Below are 24,884 nucleotides of genomic sequence, written 5' to 3'. Positions count from 1 at the left end.
GCGAGTATAATTACCCGATATGATCATTCGCAACAATAGCTTTTTGCTTTCGGCTTTATGCTTTCTGCTCAAAAAAGATCAATAAGTAAAAAGTACCATTAAAGCCCCCAATACCACAACCCCCTTCGAAACTTCCTTTGTACCTTTGTTGCATCATGCAAAAGGGACTCATTCCTACATACGATATCTGTTCTCTGGCTATGGGAAAGCCGGCATCTGAAGATATCCTGGTAGCCCGCTTTTCAGAATACCTGGCGGCGCACAAGGATATACATTTTCCGCACCGGCATTCATTCTACCATTTGGCGTTTTTTACTGCCGGTGGAGGAAGTCATACCATCGACTTTGAACGCTTCCCGGTGAAACCAGGACAGCTGTACTTTATGGTACCCGGACAAGTGCATAGCTGGTTTTTTGAAGGAAAGATAGAAGGGTATGTGATGAATGTATCTGCAGGTTTCTTTAACGCCTTTTTGCAGGATTCAGCCTATGTAGAACGATTCCCTTTTTTTAGTGGCGTAAGCGCTGAAGGAGTGGTACAACTGCCTAAGGCAGCGGTACCGGCTGTTACAGGGCTGTTTGAAGCCATGCTAAAAGAAATGGATGGTACACAGGCCTACAGTCAGGATATGTTACGCTTACAGGTACTGGAAATGTTTATTGCCGTAAGCCGCGCCAGCAGACAAGAGCTCTCTAAACAGGAGCCGCCACACAACTATGTGCTGTTGCGTAACTTCCGTAAGTTGGTAGAACAACATTATATGCAGCTGCGGTTGCCCAAAGAATACGCCGCCCTGCTGTATGTAACACCTAATTACCTCAATGCTTTTTGCCGGCATATGCTAGGGAAATCGGCCGGAGAAATTATCCGGGACCGGGTATTGCTGGAAGCAAAAAGATTATTGATCAACGCAGATATGAGTATTGCTACCATTGCCTATCAACTCAATTTTGCCGATAACTCTTACTTCACCAAGTTTTTTAAAAAATACGCAGGAGTAACACCGGAAGAATTCCGGAAAAATATTTCCTGATAAATCTTCAATATATGTGTGCAGATAAAAACCATGAAAAGCCCAACCTGCTGAAAAGCCTGTTGGGGAACAAGTGCGCCCGTTGCAGACGTGGATCTATTTATACCACCCAAAATGCCTACGACCTCAAAAACTGCATGAAAATGCCTGAAAAATGTCCTGTATGCGGACAACAGGTAGAAGTGGAAGTAGGGTTTTACTACGGTACCGGCTATGTGAGTTATGCTTTGTCAATAGCTGTTTGCGTAGCCAGCCTGATTGCGTGGTGGCTGTTCATCGGGTTCTCTATCTACGACAACCGTATTTACTGGTGGTTGGGTGTTAATGCCACACTGCTATTAATATTACAGCCCTTGCTGATGCGCTGGTCCCGTACCATCTGGATGGCCTTCTTCGTATACTATGATGAAGATTGGCACCAGGGACCACCAGAAGGTACCGGCAGGTCTAATACCACCTTTAAGAATGCGATATAATTAATGTGGGGATACTTTTAACAAATTGCGGATTTACCGGTTATATAGGGTGAATCCGCAATTTTTTTTAAGTAATCCTCCGGGTATGCATCAGCGAATTGTTGCCCTTCTGTTAGGGTGCCTGTTTTCCTCCTTACTGTTAACGGCACAAACATCTCCCCCAAAAAAAGAGGTGAAGGATCAATGGCAGTCGTGGATTTCTATGAATAGCACGTTTCGCCTCAGCGACCATTGGGGCGCTATTGGTGATATTCATATCAGGCGCACCGATTTTGTATCTGAACCTAATTTCTATTTCCTGAGAGGCGGTGGCGGATATTGGCTGAACGATAACGGGTCGTTTATTGTAGGATATGCACACATGTGGCTGGCCCCTTCTCAACCTGGTGGCAGCACCTGGTCTAACGAAAACCGGCTATACGAACAAATTGCCTATGCCAGCAAAATGGGGAAAGTAAGTATCCTCAACCGTTTCCGGGATGAGCACCGCTGGCGCGAACAGGTGACCAATGATAAATCTACCGGAAAATATAGTTTCAGTAACCGCCTCCGCTACCTCATCAGCCTGGGTATCCCTGTATCTGCTAATAAATGGGTACCACAAATTAACATCGCTAATGAGGTTGCCCTGCAATTCGGAAAATCAGTAGTCAATAATACGTTCGATCAAATCCGCCTCTTTGCCGGCATCCGGCAGCACCTGGGCCACGGCTTTTCGTTCGACTGCGGTTATATGCTGCTGTACCAGCAGAAAGCATCAGGATATCAATATGAGCGGAACCATACAGCCCGGCTCTTTTTCTACTATAACTTCGACAGACGCACGAAAATGAAGAATGTAGATCCGCCTTTGATGTATGAAGACGAATAAATCGTTATATTGTATTACTATTTAGCCCCTTATTTCTTCAGTAGCTTTTACTAACATCAATGCTTAAACGATGATGTTAATCAGACAGCCAGTTATCTTCCTCTTTTTCCTTTTAACCGGCCCATTGCTCAGGGCACAGGATAGCAGTTTCGTGAACCTGCCCGCCAAATGGACCCTGCAACAATGCTTTGACTATGCGGGAAAGAACAACATCCAGTTAAATAGTTTACGCCTGAGCCGCCTGAGCACAGAACAGGATTTGCTGTTATCAAAAGCCGCTAAACTGCCTAACCTTAACGGAACCGCTTCACAAAATCTCAATGGTGGCAAAAGCATTAATACCGCTACTGGTGGCAGCTCCTACGACGTGTATACTTCCGGCACCTATGGCGTGAATTCCAATGTCACCCTTTTCCAGGGTGGATATCTCAACTATGATATCCGGCAAAAGAACCTCTTAACGCAGGTAGCACAATTAAATATCGCGCAGCAAATCAATGATATCACCGTACTGATTACACAGGCCTACCTGAATATTTTACTGGCAAGAGAAAACATTGTGTATGTAAAAGATGTAGTGGCCACGTCTGAGGCGCAGGTAAAGCAAGGGCAACAACAGTACGATGTGGGCAGTATTGCACTCATTGGCCTGGTGCAACTGCAGGCACAGTTATCGAACGATCGTTACCTGCTCATTACTGCCGAAAATCAGCACCGGCAAAATAAGCTGGTACTGAAGCAATTGCTGCAATTGCCCAGCGGTTACGACTTCGATATAACGGAACCGGATACACTGATTTCAAATACACACTTATACGCGCTGCAGGAAGCACAGGATTCCGCCCTTGCCAACAGACCGGAGATTAAAAGCAGCCAATTAGGAATTGATGTGGCAAGCCTTGACCTGGCAAAGGCTAAAACAGGCTATTTACCTACCTTGTCGGCTGGTGGAGGTTTGGGGACTTCCTATAATGGAGGGAATAACAGTTACTCCTATTTTAAGCAGCTGGATAATAATTTTTATCAGCAGATAGGGCTCACTTTGTCGGTGCCTATCTTCACACGACGCGTCGTGAAAACTAATGTAGAGAAAGCAAAGATAGAGGTAGATCAATCGAAGCTGACCCTGCAGGACACCAAAACAAATCTTTCTCAAACAATAGAGCAGGCATATATCAATGTACAAAATGCGCAATCACAGTATGATGCCGCCGTGGAACAGCTGAAGTATTCGCAGGAAGGCTATCGGATAGCCAGCGAACAACTGAAGGTGGGGGCGGCCAACATCGTGGTGTTTTTACAACAAAAGAATTTATATATACAGGCATTACAATCTTATATACAGGCTAAATACAATGCTGCCTTGACTATCAGGATCTATGATTTTTACAGGGGCATACCGGTAACACTATAAATGCTAATGAGGTATGAGAAAATATAAAGGTGTAATCATCACTATTGTGATCATACTGCTGGTGCTGGCCATCTGGTATTTCTTTATCAGGAAGAAGCCAGTGCCCATTTCTTTTGAAACCGCCCAGCCTGCCTATGGACACATTGCCACCACTGTTACCGCTACAGGCACCATCCAGCCCGTAGATACCGTAGCGGTGGGTACACAGGTTTCCGGTACGCTCAAATACTTGTATGTAGATTTTAATAGTCAGGTGAAGAAAGGGCAACTCCTTGGAGAGCTGGATAAAGATTTATTTCAGGCGCAGGTGGACCAGCTCAAAGCGAATCTGCAGGTGGCACAGGCGAATCTGACCTATCAGCAAAATAATTTCCAGCGACAGGAACTGCTGTATAAAACCGGCGCTATCAGCAAAGCCGATTATGATATTGCGAAGAACCAGATTGATCAGGCCAAAGCCAATGTAGCCAGTGTAAATGCGCAACTGGCGTCTTCGTTGAAAAACTTTTCCTTTACGGAAATACATTCACCGATTGACGGCGTAGTTTTAAACAGGAATGTGAGCGTAGGGCAAACCGTTGCTGCCAGCTTCAATACACCTACCTTATTTGTGATTGCAAAAGATATTACCAAAATGCAGGTGGAAGCCAGTGTAGATGAAGCTGATATCGGTAATGTAACCGACTCACAGCGTGTAACCTTTACCGTTGATGCTTATCTGGAAGATGTATTTGCTGGGCGTGTACAGGAAATCAGGCTGCAGCCCTCGGTTTCGTCTAATGTGGTGACCTACAACACCATCATCAACGCACCCAACGACAATAGAAAATTGAAGCCGGGGATGACTGCCAACGTGACTATTTATACGGCTGAAAAGGATTCCACCTTGCTGCTGCCGGTAAAGGCATTGAAGTTCAGACCAGACTCCGTACAACTAAAAAAATATGTGATACAAAGCGCCGTACGCAAAACACCGGCAGAACGGAAGGATACCACTGGTAAAACATTTAAAAGTACTGCACGTATTGGATCATCCAACTATGTATGGTTGCTGCGTGGAGATACATTGCAACAGAAACACATCAGAACAGGGCTGAATGATAATACGCATATAGAAGTACTGGGAGGACTCAGCGTAAATGATATCGTGATAATAGGAGTGAATGCAAGTGGTGTGGTGCAGGCGGCTGGTGGTACCAGCAGTCCGTTTTTACCAAAAATGGGAGGAGGGCGTAAACGATGAGCAACGGGAAAATATTGGAGCTACAGCAAATCAAGCGTGAATTTGTGATGGGTACAGAAATAGTACGTGCCCTGAAAGGCGTGAGCTTCGACGTATCTGCCGGCGAGTTTGTCACTATTATGGGAAGCAGTGGTTCCGGTAAAACCACGCTGCTGAACATTCTGGGGTGCCTGGATAAACCTACTGCCGGTGACTACCTGCTGGACGGAATCAACGTAAGCAGCTTGTCGCGTAATGACCTTGCGCGTTTACGCAATCATAAAATCGGGTTTGTATTTCAGGCCTATAACCTGCTTCCACGTACCTCTGCGCTGGAGAATGTGGAGCTGCCTTTGTTCTACAATCCGGAGCTATCCACCAGGGAGCGCCGCGATCGTGCCCTGGGAGCGCTGGAGGCTGTGAAGCTGGCCGATCGGGAAGGGCACACGCCCAGTCAGCTGTCTGGCGGTCAGCAACAAAGAGTAGCGATTGCCAGGGCATTGGTAAATCAGCCAGTGATGATACTGGCGGATGAAGCCACCGGTAACCTCGATACCCGTACTTCCTACGAAATCATGGCCCTTATGCAAGAGCTGAATCAACAGGAAGGGAAAACGATTGTATTTGTAACACATGAGCCGGATATCGCCGCCTTTAGCGGCAGAACGGTGATGTTGCGGGATGGCAAAGTGGTAAAGGATAGTAAAAATGAAAATGTGCGCTCGGCAAAAGAAGCGCTGGCTGCGTTGCCGCCGGCAGAAGATTATTAATCTAACCCGTAAGGATGAGTGCTATTAATCTCATATTGATTGCTTTAAGGGCCCTGGAACGGAATAAGCTCCGGGCATTCCTAACGATGCTCGGTATCATTATCGGCGTGGCGGCAGTGATTGCGATGGTGGCCATCGGAGAGGGGTCCAAGCAAAGTATTCAGTCGCAGCTGGGCAATATGGGCTCCAATATGATTACCATTTTGCCCGCCAGTAACGTGACAGGTGGCGTAAGAGTAGGCGGCAGCAGCTTCCAGTCTTTAACAATTGCAGATGTACTGGCGATACAGAAAAATGCTACGTATGTTAATGGCGTTTCTCCCGTAGCTTCCACCAAAGGCCAGGCCATCTATGGGGCGTTGAACTGGAACACGACTTTACAGGGCGTAGCACCCTCTTATTTCGATATCCGCAAACTCACCGTAAATGATGGCATCAGCTTTTCGGATGCTGATGTGGCTTCAGCTGCCAAAGTGTGCTTATTAGGGCAAACGGTGATCAATAATCTTTTTCCCAGCGGGGAAAGCCCTGTGGGTAAAGTGATCCGGCTGAACTCCATTCCTTTGCAGGTGATCGGTACATTAGCACCAAAAGGTCAGAGTTCCTTTGGACAAGATCAGGATGATATTATTCTCACACCTTATACTACGGTACAAAAACGCATCCTGGCCACTATCTATTTTCAGAGTATTTATGCGTCAGCGGTAAGTGAAGGGGTATCGGATAAGGCGACGGATGAAATAACAGATATCCTGAGAACCACGCACCGCCTGCGTCCCAGCGATGACAATAATTTCCAGGTGAGAACAATGGAGGAGCTGATCAAAACGCTTAGTTCCACCAGTAGCCTGCTGACTATTCTGTTAACAGCCATTGCCGGTATTTCATTGGTGATAGGTGGTATTGGTATCATGAATATCATGTACGTATCTGTAACGGAGCGTACACGTGAAATAGGTTTGCGTATGTCTATTGGTGCAAGAGGTATTGATATCCTGCTGCAGTTCCTGGTAGAGGCAGTGATCATCAGTATTACAGGCGGATTAATAGGGGTAGTATTGGGTATTACTTCTGCAAAAGTAATTACGCTGACACTGGGCTGGCCTACCATGGTATCTGAATCTTCTATTATACTCTCCTTTGTGGTGTGTGCTTTTACCGGTGTATTCTTTGGATACTATCCTGCGCAGGCGGCTTCCCGGCTGGACCCTATTGAGGCGTTGCGGTATGAATAAATATTATTGGGGGCAACCACATGGTGTAGCAATGCCCGCCGCGATCCATTGCAGAAACGCACTTTCCTTTTCAAATGGCAACAGGTTCAGGGCCTGACCAGTAATGTCGTCTATCACAGATCCATCTGCATGTGCTTCAACTGCTTGCCGCGTGGCGGTTTCCTGCTCAACAGTGGTAGCGCCGAATATTTTCCTGAACTCAAATACTACGCTGTCGGAGGTGTCGTTGGCGTGAATGAGCAATACAATAAAGTCATACGGGCCAAAGCGTTGCAATGATGGAATGTTGCGTGCGTTTATTTTGTAGCAGGTGCCGGGTGTAAGTTGCATAAACGGGGCATTTGATGACGATATGAATATACGCAACAATTACTATCTTGTTATAATACCCCCGCAGTATAAATTTGATAACGCACATGGAACTAACCACTTCCCGGATGGCTTTACATCCGGTCACCACTGCAGATATTCCTGTAATACACCGGCTGCACAGCATGCCGGAAACGGATGAATACAATACGCTGGGTATTCCGGCTTCTGTTTTTGTAACTGCAGATGTGGTAGACGGATGGTTAAAAGACGCCGGCCATAAAGTATGGAGTATAACGTTGAAGGATACACGTGAATTTATAGGGCTGATAGGAATGGTGTTTAAAACATCCCGTTTCAGTAGTGCGGAAGTATGGTACAAGCTGGATGTAGCCTACTGGGGGCAAGGGTTGGCAACGGAGGTGGTAAACAGATTATTGCAATATGCTTTTGAAGAATTGCAGTTGCATAGGGTAGAGGCTGGATGTGCGGTTGATAATGCAGGATCTGCCAGGGTATTGGAAAAATGTGGTATGCAGCGGGAGGGGCGTAAACGAAAAGTATTGCCGATACGGGGTAGCTGGTCCGATAACTTTATGTATGCGATCCTGGAAGAGGATTATCAGCAGAAAAAAAGAGGTAGATAATTTGGAGAAAAATAAAAAGGCCGCCACGCGTTTGGCGGCCTTTTCTATGTTCAGATGGAAAATCAGCTTTTTTTCTTGTTATGTATCTGTGATTTCTTCAGATATACTTTCTTTCCTTTATCATCAACAATGTATTTCTTGTCTTTTCTGTTGATGTATACCGTTTCGCCGTTGGGTCCTTCTTTGTCTTTATATACTTTGTCAGTCACTGCGGAGGCGCCTTTTACCGCGATGGAAGCTGTTTTATTACCAATTTTTTTTGCCGTGCTGTCAATACCTTGTGCAAAGGACGTCGAACCGGCGAGTGACATTACTGCACCAAGGGCAGTGGCAAATAAAAATTTTGAGATATGCTTTGGCGTTTTCATGCTATTTCTTTTAATATTTAATGAAATGATGATTTATGTTGAAATAATTTCAACAATAATGCCATATCAGTTGTTGTATGAAAGCCAGCTTTTTACAGATATGTTTTTGCCGTATAGAGTGGGCATACCGGGGATTTTCCCCATAATGAGATCGTTTTATTTCGTATATTCATATCCGATAACCCGCACCTATGAAGTCAACGAATAAAGGTCTGTATCTATCTGTTCCTACACCTTGCAACGAGGATTGGAATCAAATGACCCGCACTGCGGCAGGGAAGCACTGTAGTAGCTGTAACAAAACGGTAGTTGATTTCTCCTTATTATCTGATGCTGAAATTTTTACTGTTATCACTAACGGTAAAGGACGTATTTGTGGTCGCTTCGTGGATACGCAGTTAAACCGGCCGTTGGTGGCGCCAGAGCCACCACGGCATCAGCTCATGCCTGCCATGGTGATCACGGCAGGATTAGCCATTGGTATGGTGACCGCTACACATGCGGAAACAAGGGTGCTGGAGCAAATTGAAATGGGGGTGCCAATGACGCATTCTGCAGATAGCAGTGTTACTCCAAAACCAATGTGCCTGCCGGAAATAGTGGTAACAGGGTATAACATCAAATCTCCCCGTAACTATTCTACTGGTGCTGTAATGGTTGTCCCTGCTCAGGAAATCATAGTAGGGAGTAAAACATCGGTGAGTCAACCAACGCTGTATAAAACAATGTCCACCGAAGCGCCTAAAAAGAAGAAGAAGTTCCTGTTTTTCTAAATAAATACTGTTAAAAATAAAAACGCCTTCCAGACTGCCCGTTGTCTGGAAGGCGTTGCCCGTTTTAGGTTACATTAGTTTCCCCAGAAAATATCTTCCTGTTGGATGTCTGCTGCATATATTTTAGCAGCTACTATTAAACCATCTTTCACCGTATACACGTCTACGTTATCAGTGTGTAATTCAGCGCCTGGTCTGCTGGCTTTCCAGGTGAGTACTACAGAAGCCTGATCGCCGTTTACGGCAATGGTTTTAATGTCAGCCAGTGACATGGTATTTTGTGATACTTCAAACATACCACCTACCATCTGGAATACTTCTCCACTGGAGTTTTTAGTACCGGAGAAACGATTGGTGCCTGGCTGTTCCCAGCTGATCTCCGGGTGTAACAACGCGCCAATTCTTTCGAGATTTACCTGCTGTACTGCATTTACGAATTCGGTTACTACTTTTAAGGTTTGCTTTTCCATATGTTGTTGTTTTAGGTTTGTTGATGAATTGATAATGCAAAGCTACTTTTCCGGGCAGGCTAATCATTTACCTTTGCGCGACAATTACTTACCATTTGACGCCAGACTGTTTTTTGTGAACAGGGAGTTGAATACCTTTATAGTATGAATAAGTTAGTATTAAGTATGATCGCCTATGCTGTGCAACGCGATGTGAATGCGGCACAGTTATGCAAGCTGGCAGGTATTGATCTGGCAATGCTAAAAAAGGAAAATGCACCACCGGTAACAGCGCAGCAAATGCAGGATTTATGGTTAAACGCCAGCAGGTTAACGAATGATCCGCTTTTCGGACTCCACTTTGGGGAATCACTGCAGCCGGCTGCATTAGGAACCGTGGGGCATATTATACAAAGCAGTGCAACAGTAGGCGAAGCATTGACACATGCTGCGGCCCTTACGCACCACGTTACAGATCAGTGCAGAATAGAAATACATCGCAGCACGAAAACTTTTCATGTGGCCTTGATCCCTGCTGCTGATCAGGGGCCTACACCACCTTATGCATTCCGGCAGTTAATAGATGTGCTGATGGTAGTGATTATTCATGAACTGGATGGTTTGCTGCTGGAAAAAATAGCCCCACAGGCGGTATACCTGGCTTACAGGGTACCAGATCCTGCCGCCTATGAGCGTGTTTTTCGTTGTAAGCCCACAAAACGCCCTGGTGTATATGAGCTGGTGTTCGATATCAAATATTGGGATGAGCCGCTTTTAACTGCTAATTATGACCTGCAGAGCCTATTGCTGCAAAAGGTCAGCAGTATGCCCCAGCCGGAGGTGCAACCACATGGATTAAAGAACAGGATTTACAACTACCTGTTGGCAAATTCCTACCTGGGTGTTTCTTCTCTGAATGATATGGCAGCCAACTTCAATATCAGTCCGCGTAGTTTACAACGGAAATTGAAAGAGGAAGGCGTGAAGTATCAGGATATTGCAGATGAGGTAAGACGTTCACTGGCGGTGTATTACATTTCTTCAGGTAGTTATCCTTTGAAAGATATTTCATGGATGTTAGGCTATAATGAATTGAGTGCTTTCACGAGAGCCTTTAAACGGTGGACAGGCAGTACGCCGGTCAGTTATCAGTCGTTGTAGTTCAGGAAAGTATCTTTATGTACAATGCCCCATTTCTTTACAAAAATATATTCTCCTTTTTCGAGGTCGCTGATATAGTGCTGCAGCCAGGCTTCGAAGGAGGGTGCCTCAATGGCGCGGTGACCATCATCGTGCCATAGGCTGATCACCTGTCCGCGTTTGCCATGTGGTGCAGGATCGAGGTCAATACAAAGGTGGTTGCCAAAGCCATCGCTGGTAAAAGGTATCCAGAGCGGATTCCACCAGTCGTTTTTAATACCGGTATCCGGCGTGGCCAGGATAGGCGTATCCTGCCAGCTAAAACTGCCGGCGTCCAGCTGGTCTTTCCAATGCTGCCACTGCGAAATGATATCTTCCACACTCAGTAACTGATCGGCATCTACCAGGCCAGCCCTGGCCTTTTGTTGCCCGTTATGGATAGCATAAAATGCTTTGAAAGAGGCCGGTAACGCGGTTCCTATTAGTTTTTCCAGTGACTCCACCGCCTCAAAAGTAACGCCGGGATGAAGGATGTTAAGCAGTCTTGGGGCCTGCTGCTGCATCCAGTATTCCCATCTGATCCAATATTCTTGCATATGGTATGGGTTTTAACGACTATAAAGATGTGAAATTTTCTCTATAAATTTATTCATTCTTCGTGTATGTTTTTTGTAAGATATTTATCTATAGCTTTGTAACTCTTAAACGCGAACAACATCATAAAAAGTAAATAACTCCTTATGGCACAGTTACCTAAATTTCTGATTGCAGATGATCCTGTAACAGATCCGGAAAATGAATATATTTTTCACACGGAAAAACCTCGCTTCTTTGCCAAACGTGTAGAAGAAGACGAAGAAACTGCCTACATCGATATCGTTCATGAAATTGATAATGTAGAAGAATTCTACAAAAATGCACCAGAAAAGAAACAGGAACTCCTGGAGCAACTGGAAGACTGGTACTTCTCTTACATGGAGTGGTTGGAAGATGATGGAGAAGACGAAGAAGATGAAGCCTAGTCTTTAATACCTCTTTTAAAAAAGCGCCCCGCTGTGAAGTGGGGCGCTTTTTTTATGTGTGCTTTAATTAGTGGTGGCCTGTAATTCTTTTCTATAGGCAGATGGATTCACACCTTTATACTTTTTAAACATCCTGTTCAGGTGACTTTCGTCTGTAAAGCCCAGCTCATCTGCAATTTCTCCTACCCGCATACTGCTGTACTGCAGCCGCGCTTCCACCAGTTTTAATTTATATTGGGTAATATATTGCTGTAAGCTATCGCCGTTATTTCGCTTAAAATACTCACTTAGATAAGTAGGCGAAATATTAAAGTTCGCTGCAATCTGCTCTGCGCGTAGTTTCTCCGGAGAATAGATATTTTCATGTATATAATGCAGTATATTCAGGGAAGCATCCTGTTTTGCAGGATGTTTGGGTTGCTCCGGCAGCTGTAGTATAATGTTCCTGGCAATAATCATGATCATCGTGTTCACGATTTGTTGCGCCATCTCCCGGTGATAGGGCTGCTGGTTCACCAGCTCCCGGATCAGCGCCTCCACCAACGCTTTTACCAGGGGTTTATCGTTTTTGTTTTTTAAAATACAGCCCGGCATATGATTAGTATGCTGGAAAATGAATTCCAATTGCTGTATCCATTCTTTATGATGCTGAAGGTAAATGTTATTGAAACGGATGAAGAAGAACTTAGTACTCTCCTTTACCTCAAATGAATGGCAGTCCTGCGGCATTACCAGAAACAGTTTACCCGGACTGTAAGGCAATTGGTTTTTGTTAACACACTGTATGCCGCTGCCTTCTACAATGTATACCAGTTCAAAGAAATTGTGCTTATGAGGATCTATCGGACATTCACTGCATTCGCGGTATTCGATCTCAAAAGGTTGATATAAGTTTTCTTGTAGCATACCTGCAAAAATACAGAATGATCCTAAAAATGTACAGTTTTATTTGTACGATTCACCATGATCTTTGCTTTGTAAAAACATACAAAATGGAAAATAATGCGATTGTATTCTTATTGCTCCGGCTATCAGTAGCTGCCAGCATGTTTGGCCACGGTTTAGTAAGGCTCCCTAAATTAAATGGCTTCAGCGCCTGGATGGTGAAGAGTTTTGAAAAATCCATGCTACCCGCACCCCTGGTGGTTCCTTTCAGTTACGCGTTGCCCATCGCAGAATTTATTATCGGCGCATTATTGCTGCTGGGGCTATTTACCCGCGTTTCGCTGATAGGTGGAGGCATCGTTATGCTGCTATTGATTTTCGGTACAACACTGATAGAAAATTGGGAAGCACTCCCTTCACAGCTCATTCATGCAGTTTTCTTTGCCGGGTTACTGGCTTTTATTCAATACAACACCCTCGCAGTTGATCATCTCATAAAAAAGTAATGGCTACAAGAAAAGAATTCCTGAAAACAGCCGGCCTGGTTGGATTGGCCGGTATGGTAAGCCCGGCTAAGGTAATGGCCCAATCAGCGCCACAGTCGTCCCCGGCAGCAGGCCCGCACTGGGCTGATGGCTCCCGCCTCGTAGTATCAGTATCTATGCAGTTTGAGGCTGGCGGGCAACCAGACGATATTCCCGAAAGCCCCTTCCCGCGAAACATGCCCAAGGGATATAAAGACCTGCCCGCCACCACCTGGTACGAGTACGGCTACAAAGAAGGTATCCCCCGCATGCTCGACAACTGGGACAAACACGGTATTAAAGTCACCTCCCATATGGTAGGTAGTGCAGTGGAAAAGCATCCGGCGCTGGCAAAGGAAATTGTACAACGCGGCCATGAAGCCGCCGCCCATGGCCGCGACTGGACCCCACAATACATGCTCCCCTATGATGAGGAAAAACGATTTATAACGGATGGCATGGAAGCCATCAGAAAGGCTACCGGCGTAACGCCCGTAGGCTACAATGCCAACTGGATGCGTCGCGGAGATAACACACTGACCATATTACAAGAGCTGGGATTCCTCTACCACATCGATGATTTGAGTCGTGATGAACCCTTTATCACCAAAGTGAATAACCTGGATTTTGTGGTAGTACCTTATACACTGCGCTGCAATGATATCCAGCTCGTAGCGGGACAATGGTTTTCATCTGATCAGTTCCTGCAACAAGTAAAGATGGAGTTTGATCAGCTGTATGAAGAAGCCGCTCACCGGCGCCGTATGATGTCGATCAGCTTCCACGACCGCATAGGCGGTACTCCGCAGCTGGTAAAGGCTACCAGCGAACTGCTGGCCTATATGAAGCAACATTCGGGCGTGGTATTTAAACGAAAAGATGATATCGCAAAAATGGCGCTGACGGACAAAAGCACTATCCGCGAGTAAGGAAAAGTCTTGCCTTTTTCGCTTCCTTTGCAATGAATATTATGTTATTTTGTTGCGACTATGGAGGTATTTAAAACACAACAGGAAGGCTTCGCCATTATCAAAAAACAAACGCTCACCCGGTTTGTGCCGGCGATGTTGTTTGGCCTGGTCGTTGTACTGGGGGCTAATTACGGAGAGGGATTTGATCTTAGAACCGCTTTGTTCGTGATGCCGGTGATGCTGGCCGCAGTGGGTATCAGCATTTACCGTGGATTGAGAAACCGGAAAAGATTATACGATAGTTTCACCATTGAAATAGATGAAGATACCGTTATCAGAACGCAGGAGGATACGCCGGATCTGTCATTGAATCGCCTTGAAATATCCGCCATCACTAAGGATGCTACAGGGGTTATTACTATTCGCGGTATGTCGTCCGATGACATCATTCAAATACCCGCCGGCATGGAACGAATGAACGAACTGGAGGCAAAACTTTCACAACTGATGCCTTTCACTGAAGACGCCGAACGCCCGCTACTGGAGCGTTTTAGATGGGTCACAGGAATTGCGGCCATTGTATTGATGGTGATCATCCGGTTTGTAGAAAATAAAATAGCTGTAGTAGGAAGTGGCGTGTTGTTAGTCGGCCTGCTGGTTTGGGGAGTATTAAAAACCTATCAGAATAAAAATCTTCCCGAAAAATATAAGCGTACCGTATGGATCATGCCGCTACTGATAGCGGCGGTAATAGTAGCTATCCTCGCAAAATTAGGGGTGTTTAATTTTAAGTGGGGGATGGATATTGATCTTTAATGGTGTTTCCTGATTTTGCTTTGTGGTCAATGAAATGTTACTGCTTAAAATTGGAAAGCATAAGTATTAAAACAGTAATAAGTAAGTGCAACCAGTTGCACTTGCTTATTACTGTTTTGTGTTAGTGGGTATCAGCGGTGGTGAAAGATTTCAAGGTGAATTTAGCAAGGGAAACGCTGCCGAGGGTAGCATCTGGCGAAAAAATGAGATTTCCCAACAGCTGGATGGCGGCGTCTTTCTTGCCTTGATTATTTAAAAGTGCTGCTTTATTAATCAATAGAATACCTTTCGTTTCAGCATCAGGGTTTTTAGAAAGTCCCTGTTCAATCGCTCTTTCTTTAGCGGTATTATCTTCCTCTAAAGTTGCCAGCTCTTTCCATGCGGGAGCAAAATCGGGTACTTTTTCAGTAATAGCTTTTGCTATTTCCTGTTTTTGCGCAGCGTTATTAGTCCATTCAATTTGTAAATAAGCCAGATATATTCCTTTGGGGAATTTTCCACTTTCTTCTCCTTCCAGGGCATATAGTGCCGTTTTTGCGGTGAAAAAGCCCTCCGGTTTTAAAGCATTGGTTTGACGGTAGTATTTTAATGCGTTTGCATAATCTTCTTTGAGTAAATACGTAAAGGCCAGGTCGTATACGGGGTAGGCCCAGTTCGGTTCCAGGGCGATTGCTTCTTTGAGCTTTGCAATAGCGAGATCATACTTGCCTTGTTGTCCCAGTGCCCGGGCTTCCTGGTGTAACCCGGATGCGGCGGCAGAAACAGCGATCTTATCTTGTATTTCGTAATTTACCTGACCATTGATGTTGGCGATATCGGCTTCCTTTAGAACGTGTCCGGAACTATCTTTGAAAATAATTTTGCCTTGAGAATTCATGCTTGATGGTGTTTGACAGGCGGTTAATAGAAGTATGCTACAATAGAAAATATTCACAGGAAACTTCATGGGATATTTTATTAGTGAAGATATATGGAGGAAGCGATATTTGCAAATAGCACTATGACGATAAAATAATACATTGCAAAAAAATGTCCCCATGGAAATAGTATTAGCCCATATTAATGGAAAAGGAATTGCCACGATAGCATCGGATCAACTTGTAGTGAATAATGTAGATGATGCCCTGGATATATTAGGCAATTGCAGCTATCAGGGAGCCGCTGGTATTATCTTACAGGAACAGCAGATTACGCCTGAATTCTTTGATTTAAAAACAGGTATTGCCGGGGAAATCTTACAGAAGTTTTCTACTTATCAAATGAGACTGGCCATAGTAGGAGCGTTTGATAAGTATAGCAGTAAGGCATTGAAAGACTTTATATACGAAAGCAATAAAGCKGGCCGCATTAATTTTGTGGCAGATGTAGCAGAAGCGCAAACAAGATTAAGCAAATAAACAGTGCTTCCGGAAAGCCAAAAAAAAGATCAAAGTGATGACCACTTTGATCTTTTTTTTATAAATTTTTCATGATCACTTTCAGAATCATATCCTGGTCTTCTCTCCGAAGATTATGATAGAGCGGCAGGCATAACACCCGTTGTGCAATGGATTCAGAATGAGGACAGCTGCGATTATCCACGTAATTGATGGTATTCAGCGAAGGGAAGAAATATCTTCTTGGCTGCACATATTGCAAATTCAGTGCTGCGAGTACTTTTTGCAATACCGCTTCGCTCTCAAATACAACCGGGAAGTAGGCACAATTGAAGTCGCATCCTTTGGTGACGGTGAGCAATTGCACTTTGTTAGATTCCTGTAATGCCGCCTGATAATGTTTCCATTGCGTTTTACGGTTTTTGAATATCTCGTCCAGGTGTTTCAGGCAGCATAATCCCATGGCGGCATGGAATTCGGAGTTTTTGGCATTAATGCCGATACCGTCAAATGTAACAGGAGAGGTATGTCCGAAATTGCGGAGCAGCAACATTTTTTCCAGTAGCTGAGGCTGTGTGGTAAATACGGCGCCACCTTCTACGGTGTGGAAAATTTTAGTAGCATGAAAACTGCAGGTGCTGATATCTCCGTATTCAAAAACGGATTTACCATTATACAGTGTACCGAAGCCATGGGCGGCGTCATAAATCACTTTCAGTCCGTGCTTTTTGGCAATGGCAGCAATGGCGTCTATGTCGCATGCATTACCAAAAACATGGGTCGCCATGATAGCGGTTGTTTTCTCCGTAATAGCAGCTTCTATTTTAGCAGGATCAATATTAAAAGTAAGCGGATCTATGTCCACAAAAACAGGCTTACAGTTTTCCCATACAATGGTACTGGTAGTAGCTACGTAGGAGAATGGCGTGGTGATTATTTCGCCGGTCAATTCAAGCGCTTTGATGGCAATCTGAATAGCGATGGTACCATTGGAAAGAAACAACACGTTGGATACATCCAGGTGTTCCTTCAATTTGCTTTCCAGCTCATTCACTAACGGACCATGGTTGGTGAGCCACTGACGCTCCCATATGTCGTTCAGATATTTGTTATATTCTTCCCGCGGCGGAAGAAAGGGCTTGGTTACTGGTATCATCTTATTTATATTATAAATCCCCACAATCTGTAATTGTAAGGATTTAATGAAGGTACAAAGATTGGCTATAAAATAAGGGAGTTCATATATGTTTATATTTTTTATTGTGTATTTGGCTGAATTCCTGCTTTCGAACCTTTATTTATTTTTATACTTTTGAGAAAGCTTATCATTGCGAATACCCAAATCAACGAGATATATGACAGCAGGTAAAAAGAAAATATGTATCATAGGTGCAGGAGGACATGGCCGGGAAACGCTGTGTGCTATAATCGACGGAATGGATAAAACGCAGAATATACGAGATATCGCCTGCTTTATGGTAGACGATGAATACTATGATGAAGCCACCATAATGGGGATAGCCGTAATTCCTTCTTCAAAATTTGATACCGCGTTATATGATGTGGTAGTGGCTATTGGCGATCCGGTAATCAGGAAGAAGATAGTGGAAAAACTGCCTGCTGATACTACTTATGCTACCATTATTCATCCTTCTGCCATTATATCTGAATGGGTGGAAATAGGAGAGGGAAGCATTATTTCAACTGGTGTCATTATTACTTGTAACATAAAAATTGGTAAGCATGTTCATTTAAACACACGTACTACCGTTTCGCATGACTGTATCCTCGGTGATTTCTTTACCGCTGCACTGGGCGTGAGTATTAGTGGTAACTGTCACTTTGGAACAGGCGTATATTTGGGTACACATGCTGCTGTCAAACAAAAAATTACCATAGCAGATAATGTAACGATTGGTATGGGAGGCATTGTCACCAAAGATATTAAGGAAGCTGGTGTATATGTGGGCGTACCTGTACAGAAGTTAATGAAATAGCAATTTATATTTAACTAAAGCACACGTTCCATCCAATATAGATCCAATCCCGGTCCCCAGTAATCTGTTTCCGTTTTAATCAGCTGATAGCCAAATTTCTCAAAAAATCGATACGCTTTTTGAGAGGTAGTAACTACCAGTTTTTCCACAGCGGGATATGATTTGAAAATTGCTATACAATGTTCCACAGCCCTTCTTCCCAATCCCAGTCCTGCATAATCCGGGTGAAATAATATCCAGGTAATCTGCCCTGTTTGAGTAGCTTCATTGACATGATAACCTACGCCGCCGGCTATACGATTATTATGTTCAATCGTAAAATAACTATTAGCATGTTCATTTAAATAACCGCTGTAATCAGCCAGCTCGTTGGGATCGAAATACTCCGGGGTGTTGAGTTGGAAGATATGGAGTAGTTCGTCTTTGTCAGTAGCGATGTATGGGCGTATCATATGTTATCAGGTTGAATTGGAAACGAAGATCTACGATAGATAGGTCTCTGTAATTTCCTGTTTTTTATCTGTTTTATTATGATTTATTTTGTTGAAGTTTTTTCTATAATGGGCCTCGAATGGTTATTCCGTTGAGCCTGCAACATCAAAATAATACACAAACAAGTGGAGCATATAAGATTAGGATTAAAAGAAAACTGGCAACAATTTACCCTTTTGATTCTCGTGAATATGATGGTGGGCGGGATGGTTGGCCTGGAAAGAACAGTAGTGCCACTAGTAGGCACAACGGAATTTAAAATTAAGTCAGATATAGTTGTCTTTTCTTTCATCATTGCATTTGGTGTGGTAAAGGCTTTTACCAACCTTATTTCAGGTGTGCTGGCAGATAAATATACCCGTAAGAAAATCCTGATATACGGTTGGCTGGTAGGCCTTCCAGTACCGTTTTTACTCGCTTATGGACCATCGTGGAACTGGATTTTATTCGCCAATATTTTATTAGGGATCAGTCAGGGGCTAACATGGTCAATGACCGTTAACATGAAGATTGACCTGGTAGGGCGTAAAAGTCGCGGGCTTGCCATGGGGTTAAATGAAGCTGCCGGATATGGAGCAGTGGGGCTTACTGCTTTACTCACCGGTTATCTGGCCTCGCATTACGGACTACGTCCACAGCCGTTCTACATCGGAATTGCCTACACGATTGTCGGATTATTGCTTTCCATTTTTGTAATAAGAGATACGAGAACGTATGCTGCCCTGGAAGCGAAACAAATACAAACCATTACCGCCGGTGAACAAATACATGCACCCAATTTATGGTGGGTATTTAAAGAAACGTCTTTCAAGAACAGGAACCTCTTTTCCGTTTCGCAAGCAGGGCTCATTAACAATCTGAATGATGGCATGTCCTGGGGCGTGTTTCCGCTACTCTTTATGTCGATGGGTGTTGGTATAGAAGGCATAGGATGGATCAAAGCTATCTATCCGGTGGTATGGGGTGTAGGACAAACCATTACAGGTCCTCTGGCAGATAAATGGGGCAGGAAGCCCCTGATTGTTTGGGGAATGTTTGTACAAGTATTGGGACACATCGTTATCGGCTTAGAACTATTTGCGCCACTAACATCGGGTTTGGTGGGGTCTGTTTTGTTAGGATTAGGTACCGCGATGGTGTATCCTGCGTTATTAGCCGCAGTGAGTGATGCCGCACATCCCTCGTGGCGGGCTGCTTCTCTGGGCGTTTACCGCTTTTGGCGGGATATGGGATATGCTGTTGGCGCTTTAATGGCAGGTATTGTGGGGAATTACTTTGGATTGGTTTGGGCGGTGCATATTGCAGGAATGGTGACACTGTTATCAGGGATTGTTGTTTGGGTAAATATGAGGGAAACGATGAGTAGTCCGGTAAAATAAAAACAGGAAAAGCGATGGTGTAAATCACTTTTCCTGTTAGTAGCCCCAACAGGGATCGAACCTGTATCTAAAGTTTAGGAAACTTCTATTCTATCCATTGAACTATGAGGCCATACCCCAATTTTCCGGGATCGGGTGGCAAAAGTAAGGGTTTTAAATTAATATTTAAAGACTTTCTATATCCACTTTCCCGCCTGCAGGGGTGTAAATACCTTCAATTTCCTTCTTGTATTTCTCCAGGATCACTTTCCGCTTTGCTTTCAATGTAGGTGTCAGTTCACCGGCATTTACGGTCCATTCGTGGGGGAGGAGAACGAATTTTTTCACTTGTTCAATATGACTGAAAAACTGGTTGTACTTGTCTGTTGCCTGTTTGAAGAGGTCTATCACAGCAGGATTTTTCACCAGTTCTTCGTTGGAAGTGGCGGAAACATTGTTTTTGGCAGCCCAGCCACGCAGGTTACCAAAGGACGGTACAATCAATGCTGCCGTGAATTTGCGGTCTTCGCCCACTACCATAATTTGCTCTATATAGGGCGATTCTTTGAACTTATTTTCAATGGGCTGTGGTGCTACAAACTTGCCACCAGAGGTTTTGAAGAGTTCTTTTTTGCGATCCGTTATTTTCAGGAATTTGTTATCAATCAGTACGCCGATATCGCCGGTATGAAACCAGCCATCTTTAATGGCATCGGCAGTAAGATCGGGGCGTTTGTAGTAGCCAATGGTCACGCCGGGGCCTTTACAAAGGATTTCGTCATCTTCAGCCAACTTTACTTCCACACTACTGATAACGGGGCCTACTGTGCCAAACATCCGGTCTTCTTCTTCATAGCGGTTTACACTGATCACAGGGGATGTTTCGGTAAGTCCATATCCTTCCAGGATGGGAATACCACCAGCGGTAAATATTTTGAGTAGTCGTACCTGACAGGCAGCGGCGCCATTGACGATACACTGTATTCTGCCACCGAGGGCAGCGCGCCATTTACTGAAAATCAGTTTGTTGGCTAATTTGAGCTGCAGATTATACCAGGCGCCCTGGTCTTTGTTGATTTCGTAGCGCTTGCCGATATCCACTGCCCAAAAAAACAACGCTCTTTTAATGCCTTTTAGTTCCAGGCCTGTACTCATAATCCTTTCGTATACTTTCTCCAGGAGTCGTGGTACGGTGGTAAAAATGGTAGGTTTTATTTCTTTCAGATTGTCGCCAATGGTATCCATCGTTTCGGCGTAATAAATGGGTACGCCGGATAGGAGATAGAGGTACGTGACCATTCTCTCAAATACGTGGTTTAACGGAAGAAAGCTGAGTGCTCTGGCTTCGGTGCTAACCGGTAAATAGGGTTGGCAGGCCAGCACATTGCTCATTACGTTGTGGTGACTGAGCATTACACCTTTCGGGGTCCCGGTGGTACCGGAAGTATAAATAATAGTAACCAGTTCTTCGGGAGATATATTTTTCCTGGCGGTATCTATTGCTTCAAAATCTGCTTCGTCGCCCAGTTCTACTACTTCTTTCCAATGTCTGGCGCCTTCTACTTTGTTAAAAGTGAATATTTCCCGGATAGAGGGAAGCTGGTCACGCATGCCATTGATTTTGTTGAGCAGTTCTTTGTCGCTCACAAAAAGAATGCTGGCAGCGGCATCATTTAAAACAAACGCCAGTTCGTGTTCGCTAATAGTAGGATAAATGGGCGTAAGTACGGCGCCCAGTTGCTGACAGGCCAGGTCGGTGAGTATCCATTCTGGTCTGTTGGGGGAAATGATGGCTATTTTATCTTTTTCCTCATTGTTTTTAATGCCTGGCCGGATACCTAGTTTGAGCAGGCCGGCGCTGAATTTGAGGGTGATGTCCGCTACTTCTTTTGTACTGTACTTTTTCCATACTCCATTTTCTTTGCCAGCTAACATATCAGTTTTAGGATAGTTGGCTAATTGGTAAGAAATCACGTCAAATAGTCGCTGCGGTTGCTCCTTCATGCTGCTGTAATTTTGTTTGCCTCAAATGTCAAATACGCGTTTGCTGTTGTTCTTTTAGCTTTTCATATTCCTTCACGGCATCTCCGAATGGGTCTTTGTGATAGGCGTTAAAATATTGGAAAGACAATGCTATGCCCCAGCCGAGCGCCGGCCATACAGGCCATGGCGTTCCGTGTGTTTTATCACTGTCTGTCAGAAACCAAACAGCCCACATGCCCATATTAATTACGAGATATATGATAAGATGCGATTTAAATCCGGCTCTTGCTTTTGCTATGCGCCAAAGTCGGTCGTCTCTTTCTTGTGGAGTTTCCATTGAAGTCAGTTTTAGGTAATAGTGGTTGTACTAAATTTAAAATATTTTATTGGCTTCGCAGAGAAAAAAACGGAAAAAGCGGACTTAACGGGTGGCGCGGATGTTAAAGCTGATATTCACCTGTGAATTGATCAGTTTATCCTGCAATGATTTATCAGCACGATAGGTGATGCCCCATTGGGTACGGTCTATATTGAAGCTGGCAGTGGCATTAAGGGTATTATGACTGAAGCTAATGCTGGCAGGAAACGACACATTCTTGGTAACAGATTTCAGGGTGAGATTACCCTTAATAATGTGTGTGGCATTTTTTAAAGTGAGCTCATCACCAACAGCAGGTTGAAATGGCGCTACGTTAGTAATTTCAAAAGTGGCGGTAGGATATTTGTTTACGTCGAAAAACATTTCACCTTTCAACTCTATCTCCAGCTTATGTTGCATGGCAGTATCTCCTACGAGGTCCTTATCTTCCAGGGACTTCATGTTAATTATCAGCTGTCCCCCGGTAACGCTACTGTCGTTTACGTAGAGGGCGCCGCCTGCGAGCTTCAGGGTGCCATGATGTTTGCCGGTAGGTTTGGTACCAATCCATCCCACTACGCTGCTGGCTGTATCCGGTAAATACGCGTGTCCGGTGCCTGCATGCACGGTTTGAGCGTCCGTAATGGTGGCTTTATCGGCTTTAGGCGCCTGCTCGCATGCTACAATGCTGCAGGTGAAAAGAAGAATAATACATAGCAGTTTTTTCATAAATAGATATATGCTTTAAAAAACAAGCGCCCCATTAACCGGGACGCTTGTTAATAGGTTTCGCTATTCAGCCAGTTCCCGGTTACCAACCCACACAAATCGCTTCACAATGAATTCCTGGTTGGTAAAGCTGGCATTGCCTGCCGGATTACCGCCGGTAACATGAAAGTCGGAAAATGCAGCATGTTGATTTACCCATATAAAACCGGTAAGATTAAAAGATACCGGGGTAAATACACTATTCATTTCTGTAGTGATTTTTTCTTTGGTGTCATGATCTGTGGTGTAAGCACCGCAGGTAATGGCTCCATATTTTATGGCCATTTGTTTCGCCAGTTGAATACTGTGATCTGTGTCCCGGGTTTTAATAAGTAATACCACGGGGCCGAACAGTTCTTTTTCGTAGATCGCCGTATCCGCGCTGGTTACTTCCAGTATGGTAGGTGCACATACCCTGGCATTGGTAAATTCTTCATTTACTACCGGAGTACCTTCCAGTATCACTTTGCCGCCAAGATGACGTACTTCTTTTGCACGGGTAAGGGTGCTGTCGTTTTGGATGGCGCCAAGGGTACCAGCGCCCATTTTGGGATGGTTTACGAGGCCCACTACGGCATCTTTAAACCGCTGTACTACTTCATTGAAGGGTACCAGTCCATTTTCGGTACGCACGCCATTTTCGGGGATGAAAAAGTTCTGTGGCGCGGTACACATCTGACCGGAATACAGGCTAACAGAAAATGCCAGGTTCTGGATAACCGCATCCAGGTCTTTTACGCTGTCGAGTATTACTGAGTTCACCCCTGCTTTTTCTGTGAATACGGTTTTGCCGGGAAGTGATTCTATGTATTCACCAAAGCTGTTGCCGCCGGTATAGTCGATCAGCTTCACTTCCGGATGTTCACATAATGTTTTGGTGATCAGCTGCTCGGAGCTGTCGGCGGCCAGCTGGCAGAGGTTCGGATCATATCCGTTGTCTTTCAGCGACTGTTGAATGGCACTAACGGCAATGGCTATTGGTAATATGGCCTTTGGATGTGGCTTTACAATAACCGCATTACCGGTAATAAGGTCGGCATACACACCAGGCAGGGTATTCCATACCGGGAAGGTGGAGCAGCCAATTACTACGCCGATGCCTTTAGGGATCGGTTTAAATGTTTTATATAGTTTGATACTGGTTTTGCCCATGGGCTTTTCCCAGGTAAGACTGGGAGGATAGCGTTGCAGTTCATGATACCCGGTGGCTACCGCTTCCAGGGCGCGGTCGTTGGCGTGTGGGCCGGAAGCCTGAAAGCTCATCATAAAGCTTTGGCCGGTGGTATGCATGGTGGCATTGGCAATATCGAAGAAATAGTCTTTAATACGCTCCAGGGTTTCTGTGAGGATGCCCGCTCTCTCTGCTACCGGTACGCTGCCCCAGCTTTTACCGGCGCTGGCTGCTTTGGTCAGCAGGTCGTTTACCGTAAAAGTAGGATAGGTAACGCCCAGCACCTCACGTGTGTAAGGAGATACTTCTTCGCCGGTCCACCCGGTTTCACCGGTTTGAAGCAATTGTTTGAAAGGTTTGCCCAGCAGTTGCTGATAGCTCTGAACGCCCTTTGCATGAGCATCTTCACCGTAAGCCTTAGGATGCTCCGGATATTGCGAATAGAAAGTTCTTTCGTGGTTCGCCTTTACGGCGTTGTCAATAATGTTTTGGTGTTTGTTAACGAGCATATTCAG

29 protein-coding genes and 1 tRNA gene are annotated in these 24,884 nt (G+C 44.7%); 17 read left to right on the top strand and 13 right to left on the bottom strand.

The window, feature by feature from the left end:
* Positions 1 to 155: 155 nt before the first annotated feature.
* From AC1DFM_RS13165 to AC1DFM_RS13135, 7 genes are all read left to right on the top strand, one after another.
* Positions 156 to 1,034 carry a helix-turn-helix domain-containing protein gene (locus tag AC1DFM_RS13165; RefSeq protein WP_477077200.1) on the top strand — a complete coding sequence of 293 codons (879 nt, stop codon included), beginning with the start codon at positions 156 to 158 and terminating at the stop codon, positions 1,032 to 1,034.
* Positions 1,035 to 1,048: 14 nt separating this feature from the next.
* Positions 1,049 to 1,510 (top strand): DUF983 domain-containing protein, encoded by a 462-nt coding sequence (locus AC1DFM_RS13160; protein ID WP_477077199.1) that lies wholly within the window; start codon positions 1,049 to 1,051, stop codon positions 1,508 to 1,510.
* Positions 1,511 to 1,595: 85 nt separating this feature from the next.
* Positions 1,596 to 2,381, top strand: coding sequence for a DUF2490 domain-containing protein (locus AC1DFM_RS13155; RefSeq protein WP_477077198.1), 786 nt, complete (start codon positions 1,596 to 1,598; stop codon positions 2,379 to 2,381).
* A gap of 70 nt (positions 2,382 to 2,451) precedes the next feature.
* The gene (locus tag AC1DFM_RS13150; RefSeq protein WP_477077197.1) at positions 2,452 to 3,795 is read left to right on the top strand and encodes a TolC family protein; all 1,344 of its coding nucleotides are present in this window, start codon (positions 2,452 to 2,454) and stop codon (positions 3,793 to 3,795) included.
* 13 nt (positions 3,796 to 3,808) lie between these two features.
* The gene (locus AC1DFM_RS13145) at positions 3,809 to 5,038 is read left to right on the top strand and encodes an efflux RND transporter periplasmic adaptor subunit (RefSeq protein WP_477077196.1); all 1,230 of its coding nucleotides are present in this window, start codon (positions 3,809 to 3,811) and stop codon (positions 5,036 to 5,038) included.
* Positions 5,035 to 5,787, top strand: a complete 753-nt coding sequence (locus tag AC1DFM_RS13140; RefSeq protein ID WP_477077195.1) for an ABC transporter ATP-binding protein — start codon at positions 5,035 to 5,037, stop codon at positions 5,785 to 5,787. The genes AC1DFM_RS13145 and AC1DFM_RS13140 overlap by 4 nt, the downstream gene beginning before the upstream one ends.
* Positions 5,788 to 5,801: 14 nt before the next feature.
* Positions 5,802 to 7,022, top strand: a complete 1,221-nt coding sequence (locus AC1DFM_RS13135) for an ABC transporter permease (protein ID WP_477077194.1) — start codon at positions 5,802 to 5,804, stop codon at positions 7,020 to 7,022.
* A 3-nt stretch (positions 7,023 to 7,025) separates the two neighbouring features.
* Here AC1DFM_RS13135 and AC1DFM_RS13130 read toward each other — a convergent pair whose 3' ends face one another.
* Positions 7,026 to 7,352: a hypothetical protein gene (locus AC1DFM_RS13130; protein WP_477077193.1), complete on the bottom strand. Its 327-nt coding sequence runs from the start codon at positions 7,350 to 7,352 to the stop codon at positions 7,026 to 7,028.
* Between the two features lie 86 nt (positions 7,353 to 7,438).
* On the opposite strand from AC1DFM_RS13130, the gene AC1DFM_RS13125 reads away from it, so the two are divergent.
* On the top strand, positions 7,439 to 7,978 hold the full coding sequence (locus AC1DFM_RS13125; protein ID WP_477077192.1) for a GNAT family N-acetyltransferase: 540 nt from the start codon (positions 7,439 to 7,441) through the stop codon (positions 7,976 to 7,978).
* Positions 7,979 to 8,040: 62 nt separating this feature from the next.
* Here the strand turns inward: AC1DFM_RS13125 and AC1DFM_RS13120 are convergent, their stop codons facing one another.
* The gene (locus AC1DFM_RS13120) at positions 8,041 to 8,346 is read right to left on the bottom strand and encodes a hypothetical protein (RefSeq protein WP_477077191.1); all 306 of its coding nucleotides are present in this window, start codon (positions 8,344 to 8,346) and stop codon (positions 8,041 to 8,043) included.
* Positions 8,347 to 8,537: 191 nt separating this feature from the next.
* Here AC1DFM_RS13120 and AC1DFM_RS13115 point away from each other — a divergent pair, with 191 nt between their 5' ends.
* Positions 8,538 to 9,119, top strand: coding sequence for a hypothetical protein (locus tag AC1DFM_RS13115; protein WP_477077190.1), 582 nt, complete (start codon positions 8,538 to 8,540; stop codon positions 9,117 to 9,119).
* Between the two features lie 74 nt (positions 9,120 to 9,193).
* On the opposite strand, the gene AC1DFM_RS13110 is transcribed toward AC1DFM_RS13115, so the two are convergent.
* Positions 9,194 to 9,589, bottom strand: coding sequence for a nuclear transport factor 2 family protein (locus AC1DFM_RS13110; protein WP_477077189.1), 396 nt, complete (start codon positions 9,587 to 9,589; stop codon positions 9,194 to 9,196).
* 144 nt (positions 9,590 to 9,733) lie between these two features.
* Here AC1DFM_RS13110 and AC1DFM_RS13105 point away from each other — a divergent pair, with 144 nt between their 5' ends.
* Positions 9,734 to 10,729: an AraC family transcriptional regulator gene (locus tag AC1DFM_RS13105; RefSeq protein ID WP_477077188.1), complete on the top strand. Its 996-nt coding sequence runs from the start codon at positions 9,734 to 9,736 to the stop codon at positions 10,727 to 10,729.
* On the opposite strand, the gene AC1DFM_RS13100 is transcribed toward AC1DFM_RS13105, so the two are convergent.
* Positions 10,717 to 11,304 carry an SMI1/KNR4 family protein gene (locus AC1DFM_RS13100; RefSeq protein ID WP_477077187.1) on the bottom strand — a complete coding sequence of 196 codons (588 nt, stop codon included), beginning with the start codon at positions 11,302 to 11,304 and terminating at the stop codon, positions 10,717 to 10,719. The two genes, AC1DFM_RS13105 and AC1DFM_RS13100, sit on opposite strands and share 13 nt — an antisense overlap.
* Before the next feature lie 144 nt (positions 11,305 to 11,448).
* On the opposite strand from AC1DFM_RS13100, the gene AC1DFM_RS13095 reads away from it, so the two are divergent.
* Positions 11,449 to 11,730, top strand: a complete 282-nt coding sequence (locus AC1DFM_RS13095; RefSeq protein ID WP_477077186.1) for a hypothetical protein — start codon at positions 11,449 to 11,451, stop codon at positions 11,728 to 11,730.
* A gap of 63 nt (positions 11,731 to 11,793) precedes the next feature.
* On the opposite strand, the gene AC1DFM_RS13090 is transcribed toward AC1DFM_RS13095, so the two are convergent.
* On the bottom strand, positions 11,794 to 12,636 hold the full coding sequence (locus tag AC1DFM_RS13090; RefSeq protein WP_477077185.1) for a helix-turn-helix domain-containing protein: 843 nt from the start codon (positions 12,634 to 12,636) through the stop codon (positions 11,794 to 11,796).
* An 86-nt stretch (positions 12,637 to 12,722) separates the two neighbouring features.
* Between AC1DFM_RS13090 and AC1DFM_RS13085 the strand changes: the two genes are divergently transcribed.
* Genes AC1DFM_RS13085 through AC1DFM_RS13075 form a run of 3 tightly spaced genes read left to right on the top strand, consistent with a single transcriptional unit; the run spans position 12,723 to position 14,866 of the window.
* Positions 12,723 to 13,121, top strand: a complete 399-nt coding sequence (locus AC1DFM_RS13085; protein WP_477077184.1) for a DoxX family protein — start codon at positions 12,723 to 12,725, stop codon at positions 13,119 to 13,121.
* Positions 13,121 to 14,068, top strand: coding sequence for a polysaccharide deacetylase family protein (locus AC1DFM_RS13080; protein WP_477077183.1), 948 nt, complete (start codon positions 13,121 to 13,123; stop codon positions 14,066 to 14,068). Before AC1DFM_RS13085 ends, AC1DFM_RS13080 begins: the two co-directional genes overlap by 1 nt.
* 60 nt (positions 14,069 to 14,128) lie before the next feature.
* Positions 14,129 to 14,866, top strand: a complete 738-nt coding sequence (locus AC1DFM_RS13075) for a hypothetical protein (RefSeq protein WP_477077182.1) — start codon at positions 14,129 to 14,131, stop codon at positions 14,864 to 14,866.
* A 121-nt stretch (positions 14,867 to 14,987) separates the two neighbouring features.
* Here AC1DFM_RS13075 and AC1DFM_RS13070 read toward each other — a convergent pair whose 3' ends face one another.
* Complete coding sequence (locus tag AC1DFM_RS13070) at positions 14,988 to 15,743, bottom strand: hypothetical protein (protein WP_477077181.1); 756 nt, start codon at positions 15,741 to 15,743, stop codon at positions 14,988 to 14,990.
* 160 nt (positions 15,744 to 15,903) lie between these two features.
* Between AC1DFM_RS13070 and AC1DFM_RS13065 the strand changes: the two genes are divergently transcribed.
* Positions 15,904 to 16,263 carry a DUF4180 domain-containing protein gene (locus tag AC1DFM_RS13065; RefSeq protein WP_477077180.1) on the top strand — a complete coding sequence of 120 codons (360 nt, stop codon included), beginning with the start codon at positions 15,904 to 15,906 and terminating at the stop codon, positions 16,261 to 16,263.
* Between the two features lie 58 nt (positions 16,264 to 16,321).
* Here AC1DFM_RS13065 and AC1DFM_RS13060 read toward each other — a convergent pair whose 3' ends face one another.
* Complete coding sequence (locus AC1DFM_RS13060; protein ID WP_477077179.1) at positions 16,322 to 17,398, bottom strand: DegT/DnrJ/EryC1/StrS family aminotransferase; 1,077 nt, start codon at positions 17,396 to 17,398, stop codon at positions 16,322 to 16,324.
* Positions 17,399 to 17,597: 199 nt separating this feature from the next.
* Here AC1DFM_RS13060 and AC1DFM_RS13055 point away from each other — a divergent pair, with 199 nt between their 5' ends.
* Positions 17,598 to 18,239: an acetyltransferase gene (locus AC1DFM_RS13055; RefSeq protein ID WP_477077178.1), complete on the top strand. Its 642-nt coding sequence runs from the start codon at positions 17,598 to 17,600 to the stop codon at positions 18,237 to 18,239.
* 14 nt (positions 18,240 to 18,253) lie between these two features.
* On the opposite strand, the gene AC1DFM_RS13050 is transcribed toward AC1DFM_RS13055, so the two are convergent.
* Positions 18,254 to 18,691 carry a GNAT family N-acetyltransferase gene (locus AC1DFM_RS13050; RefSeq protein WP_477077177.1) on the bottom strand — a complete coding sequence of 146 codons (438 nt, stop codon included), beginning with the start codon at positions 18,689 to 18,691 and terminating at the stop codon, positions 18,254 to 18,256.
* Positions 18,692 to 18,856: 165 nt separating this feature from the next.
* On the opposite strand from AC1DFM_RS13050, the gene AC1DFM_RS13045 reads away from it, so the two are divergent.
* Positions 18,857 to 20,110 carry an MFS transporter gene (locus AC1DFM_RS13045; RefSeq protein ID WP_477077176.1) on the top strand — a complete coding sequence of 418 codons (1,254 nt, stop codon included), beginning with the start codon at positions 18,857 to 18,859 and terminating at the stop codon, positions 20,108 to 20,110.
* Positions 20,111 to 20,150: 40 nt separating this feature from the next.
* Here AC1DFM_RS13045 and AC1DFM_RS13040 read toward each other — a convergent pair.
* From AC1DFM_RS13040 to paaN, 5 genes are all read right to left on the bottom strand, one after another.
* A tRNA-Arg gene (locus tag AC1DFM_RS13040) sits at positions 20,151 to 20,222 on the bottom strand.
* A 53-nt stretch (positions 20,223 to 20,275) separates the two neighbouring features.
* Positions 20,276 to 22,093: an AMP-dependent synthetase/ligase gene (locus AC1DFM_RS13035; RefSeq protein WP_477077175.1), complete on the bottom strand. Its 1,818-nt coding sequence runs from the start codon at positions 22,091 to 22,093 to the stop codon at positions 20,276 to 20,278.
* Between the two features lie 28 nt (positions 22,094 to 22,121).
* The gene (locus AC1DFM_RS13030; protein ID WP_477077174.1) at positions 22,122 to 22,409 is read right to left on the bottom strand and encodes a 2TM domain-containing protein; all 288 of its coding nucleotides are present in this window, start codon (positions 22,407 to 22,409) and stop codon (positions 22,122 to 22,124) included.
* Positions 22,410 to 22,493: 84 nt separating this feature from the next.
* Complete coding sequence (locus AC1DFM_RS13025; protein WP_477077173.1) at positions 22,494 to 23,159, bottom strand: YceI family protein; 666 nt, start codon at positions 23,157 to 23,159, stop codon at positions 22,494 to 22,496.
* A 63-nt stretch (positions 23,160 to 23,222) separates the two neighbouring features.
* The gene (gene paaN, locus AC1DFM_RS13020) at positions 23,223 to 24,878 is read right to left on the bottom strand and encodes a phenylacetic acid degradation protein PaaN (RefSeq protein WP_477077172.1); all 1,656 of its coding nucleotides are present in this window, start codon (positions 24,876 to 24,878) and stop codon (positions 23,223 to 23,225) included.
* Between the last annotated feature and the right edge of the window lie 6 nt (positions 24,879 to 24,884).

It is taken from the genome of Chitinophaga sp. 05T412 (assembly GCF_056396465.1).
Note: the sequence above shows the minus strand (reverse complement) of the source record. Positions and strands in the feature narration are given on the sequence as shown.

Bases quoted from the DNA above. Each gene is read 5' to 3' on its own strand.
- AC1DFM_RS13035 (WP_477077175.1), bottom strand. From the start codon at position 22,093: ATGAAGGAGCAACCGCAGCGACTATTTGACGTGATTTCTTACCAATTA.
- AC1DFM_RS13155 (WP_477077198.1), top strand. From the start codon at position 1,596: ATGCATCAGCGAATTGTTGCCCTTCTGTTAGGGTGCCTGTTTTCCTCC.
- AC1DFM_RS13145 (WP_477077196.1), top strand. From the start codon at position 3,809: ATGAGAAAATATAAAGGTGTAATCATCACTATTGTGATCATACTGCTG.
- AC1DFM_RS13050 (WP_477077177.1), bottom strand. From the start codon at position 18,691: ATGATACGCCCATACATCGCTACTGACAAAGACGAACTACTCCATATC.
- AC1DFM_RS13075 (WP_477077182.1), top strand. From the start codon at position 14,129: ATGGAGGTATTTAAAACACAACAGGAAGGCTTCGCCATTATCAAAAAA.
- AC1DFM_RS13125 (WP_477077192.1), top strand. From the start codon at position 7,439: ATGGAACTAACCACTTCCCGGATGGCTTTACATCCGGTCACCACTGCA.
- AC1DFM_RS13150 (WP_477077197.1), top strand. From the start codon at position 2,452: ATGATGTTAATCAGACAGCCAGTTATCTTCCTCTTTTTCCTTTTAACC.
- AC1DFM_RS13115 (WP_477077190.1), top strand. From the start codon at position 8,538: ATGAAGTCAACGAATAAAGGTCTGTATCTATCTGTTCCTACACCTTGC.
- AC1DFM_RS13030 (WP_477077174.1), bottom strand. From the start codon at position 22,409: ATGGAAACTCCACAAGAAAGAGACGACCGACTTTGGCGCATAGCAAAA.
- AC1DFM_RS13070 (WP_477077181.1), bottom strand. From the start codon at position 15,743: ATGAATTCTCAAGGCAAAATTATTTTCAAAGATAGTTCCGGACACGTT.
- AC1DFM_RS13095 (WP_477077186.1), top strand. From the start codon at position 11,449: ATGGCACAGTTACCTAAATTTCTGATTGCAGATGATCCTGTAACAGAT.
- AC1DFM_RS13025 (WP_477077173.1), bottom strand. From the start codon at position 23,159: ATGAAAAAACTGCTATGTATTATTCTTCTTTTCACCTGCAGCATTGTA.
- AC1DFM_RS13080 (WP_477077183.1), top strand. From the start codon at position 13,121: ATGGCTACAAGAAAAGAATTCCTGAAAACAGCCGGCCTGGTTGGATTG.
- AC1DFM_RS13140 (WP_477077195.1), top strand. From the start codon at position 5,035: ATGAGCAACGGGAAAATATTGGAGCTACAGCAAATCAAGCGTGAATTT.
- AC1DFM_RS13055 (WP_477077178.1), top strand. From the start codon at position 17,598: ATGACAGCAGGTAAAAAGAAAATATGTATCATAGGTGCAGGAGGACAT.
- AC1DFM_RS13110 (WP_477077189.1), bottom strand. From the start codon at position 9,589: ATGGAAAAGCAAACCTTAAAAGTAGTAACCGAATTCGTAAATGCAGTA.
- AC1DFM_RS13090 (WP_477077185.1), bottom strand. From the start codon at position 12,636: ATGCTACAAGAAAACTTATATCAACCTTTTGAGATCGAATACCGCGAA.
- AC1DFM_RS13060 (WP_477077179.1), bottom strand. From the start codon at position 17,398: ATGATACCAGTAACCAAGCCCTTTCTTCCGCCGCGGGAAGAATATAAC.
- AC1DFM_RS13100 (WP_477077187.1), bottom strand. From the start codon at position 11,304: ATGCAAGAATATTGGATCAGATGGGAATACTGGATGCAGCAGCAGGCC.
- AC1DFM_RS13135 (WP_477077194.1), top strand. From the start codon at position 5,802: ATGAGTGCTATTAATCTCATATTGATTGCTTTAAGGGCCCTGGAACGG.
- AC1DFM_RS13105 (WP_477077188.1), top strand. From the start codon at position 9,734: ATGAATAAGTTAGTATTAAGTATGATCGCCTATGCTGTGCAACGCGAT.
- paaN (WP_477077172.1), bottom strand. From the start codon at position 24,878: ATGCTCGTTAACAAACACCAAAACATTATTGACAACGCCGTAAAGGCG.
- AC1DFM_RS13160 (WP_477077199.1), top strand. From the start codon at position 1,049: ATGTGTGCAGATAAAAACCATGAAAAGCCCAACCTGCTGAAAAGCCTG.
- AC1DFM_RS13085 (WP_477077184.1), top strand. From the start codon at position 12,723: ATGGAAAATAATGCGATTGTATTCTTATTGCTCCGGCTATCAGTAGCT.
- AC1DFM_RS13165 (WP_477077200.1), top strand. From the start codon at position 156: ATGCAAAAGGGACTCATTCCTACATACGATATCTGTTCTCTGGCTATG.
- AC1DFM_RS13130 (WP_477077193.1), bottom strand. From the start codon at position 7,352: ATGCAACTTACACCCGGCACCTGCTACAAAATAAACGCACGCAACATT.
- AC1DFM_RS13120 (WP_477077191.1), bottom strand. From the start codon at position 8,346: ATGAAAACGCCAAAGCATATCTCAAAATTTTTATTTGCCACTGCCCTT.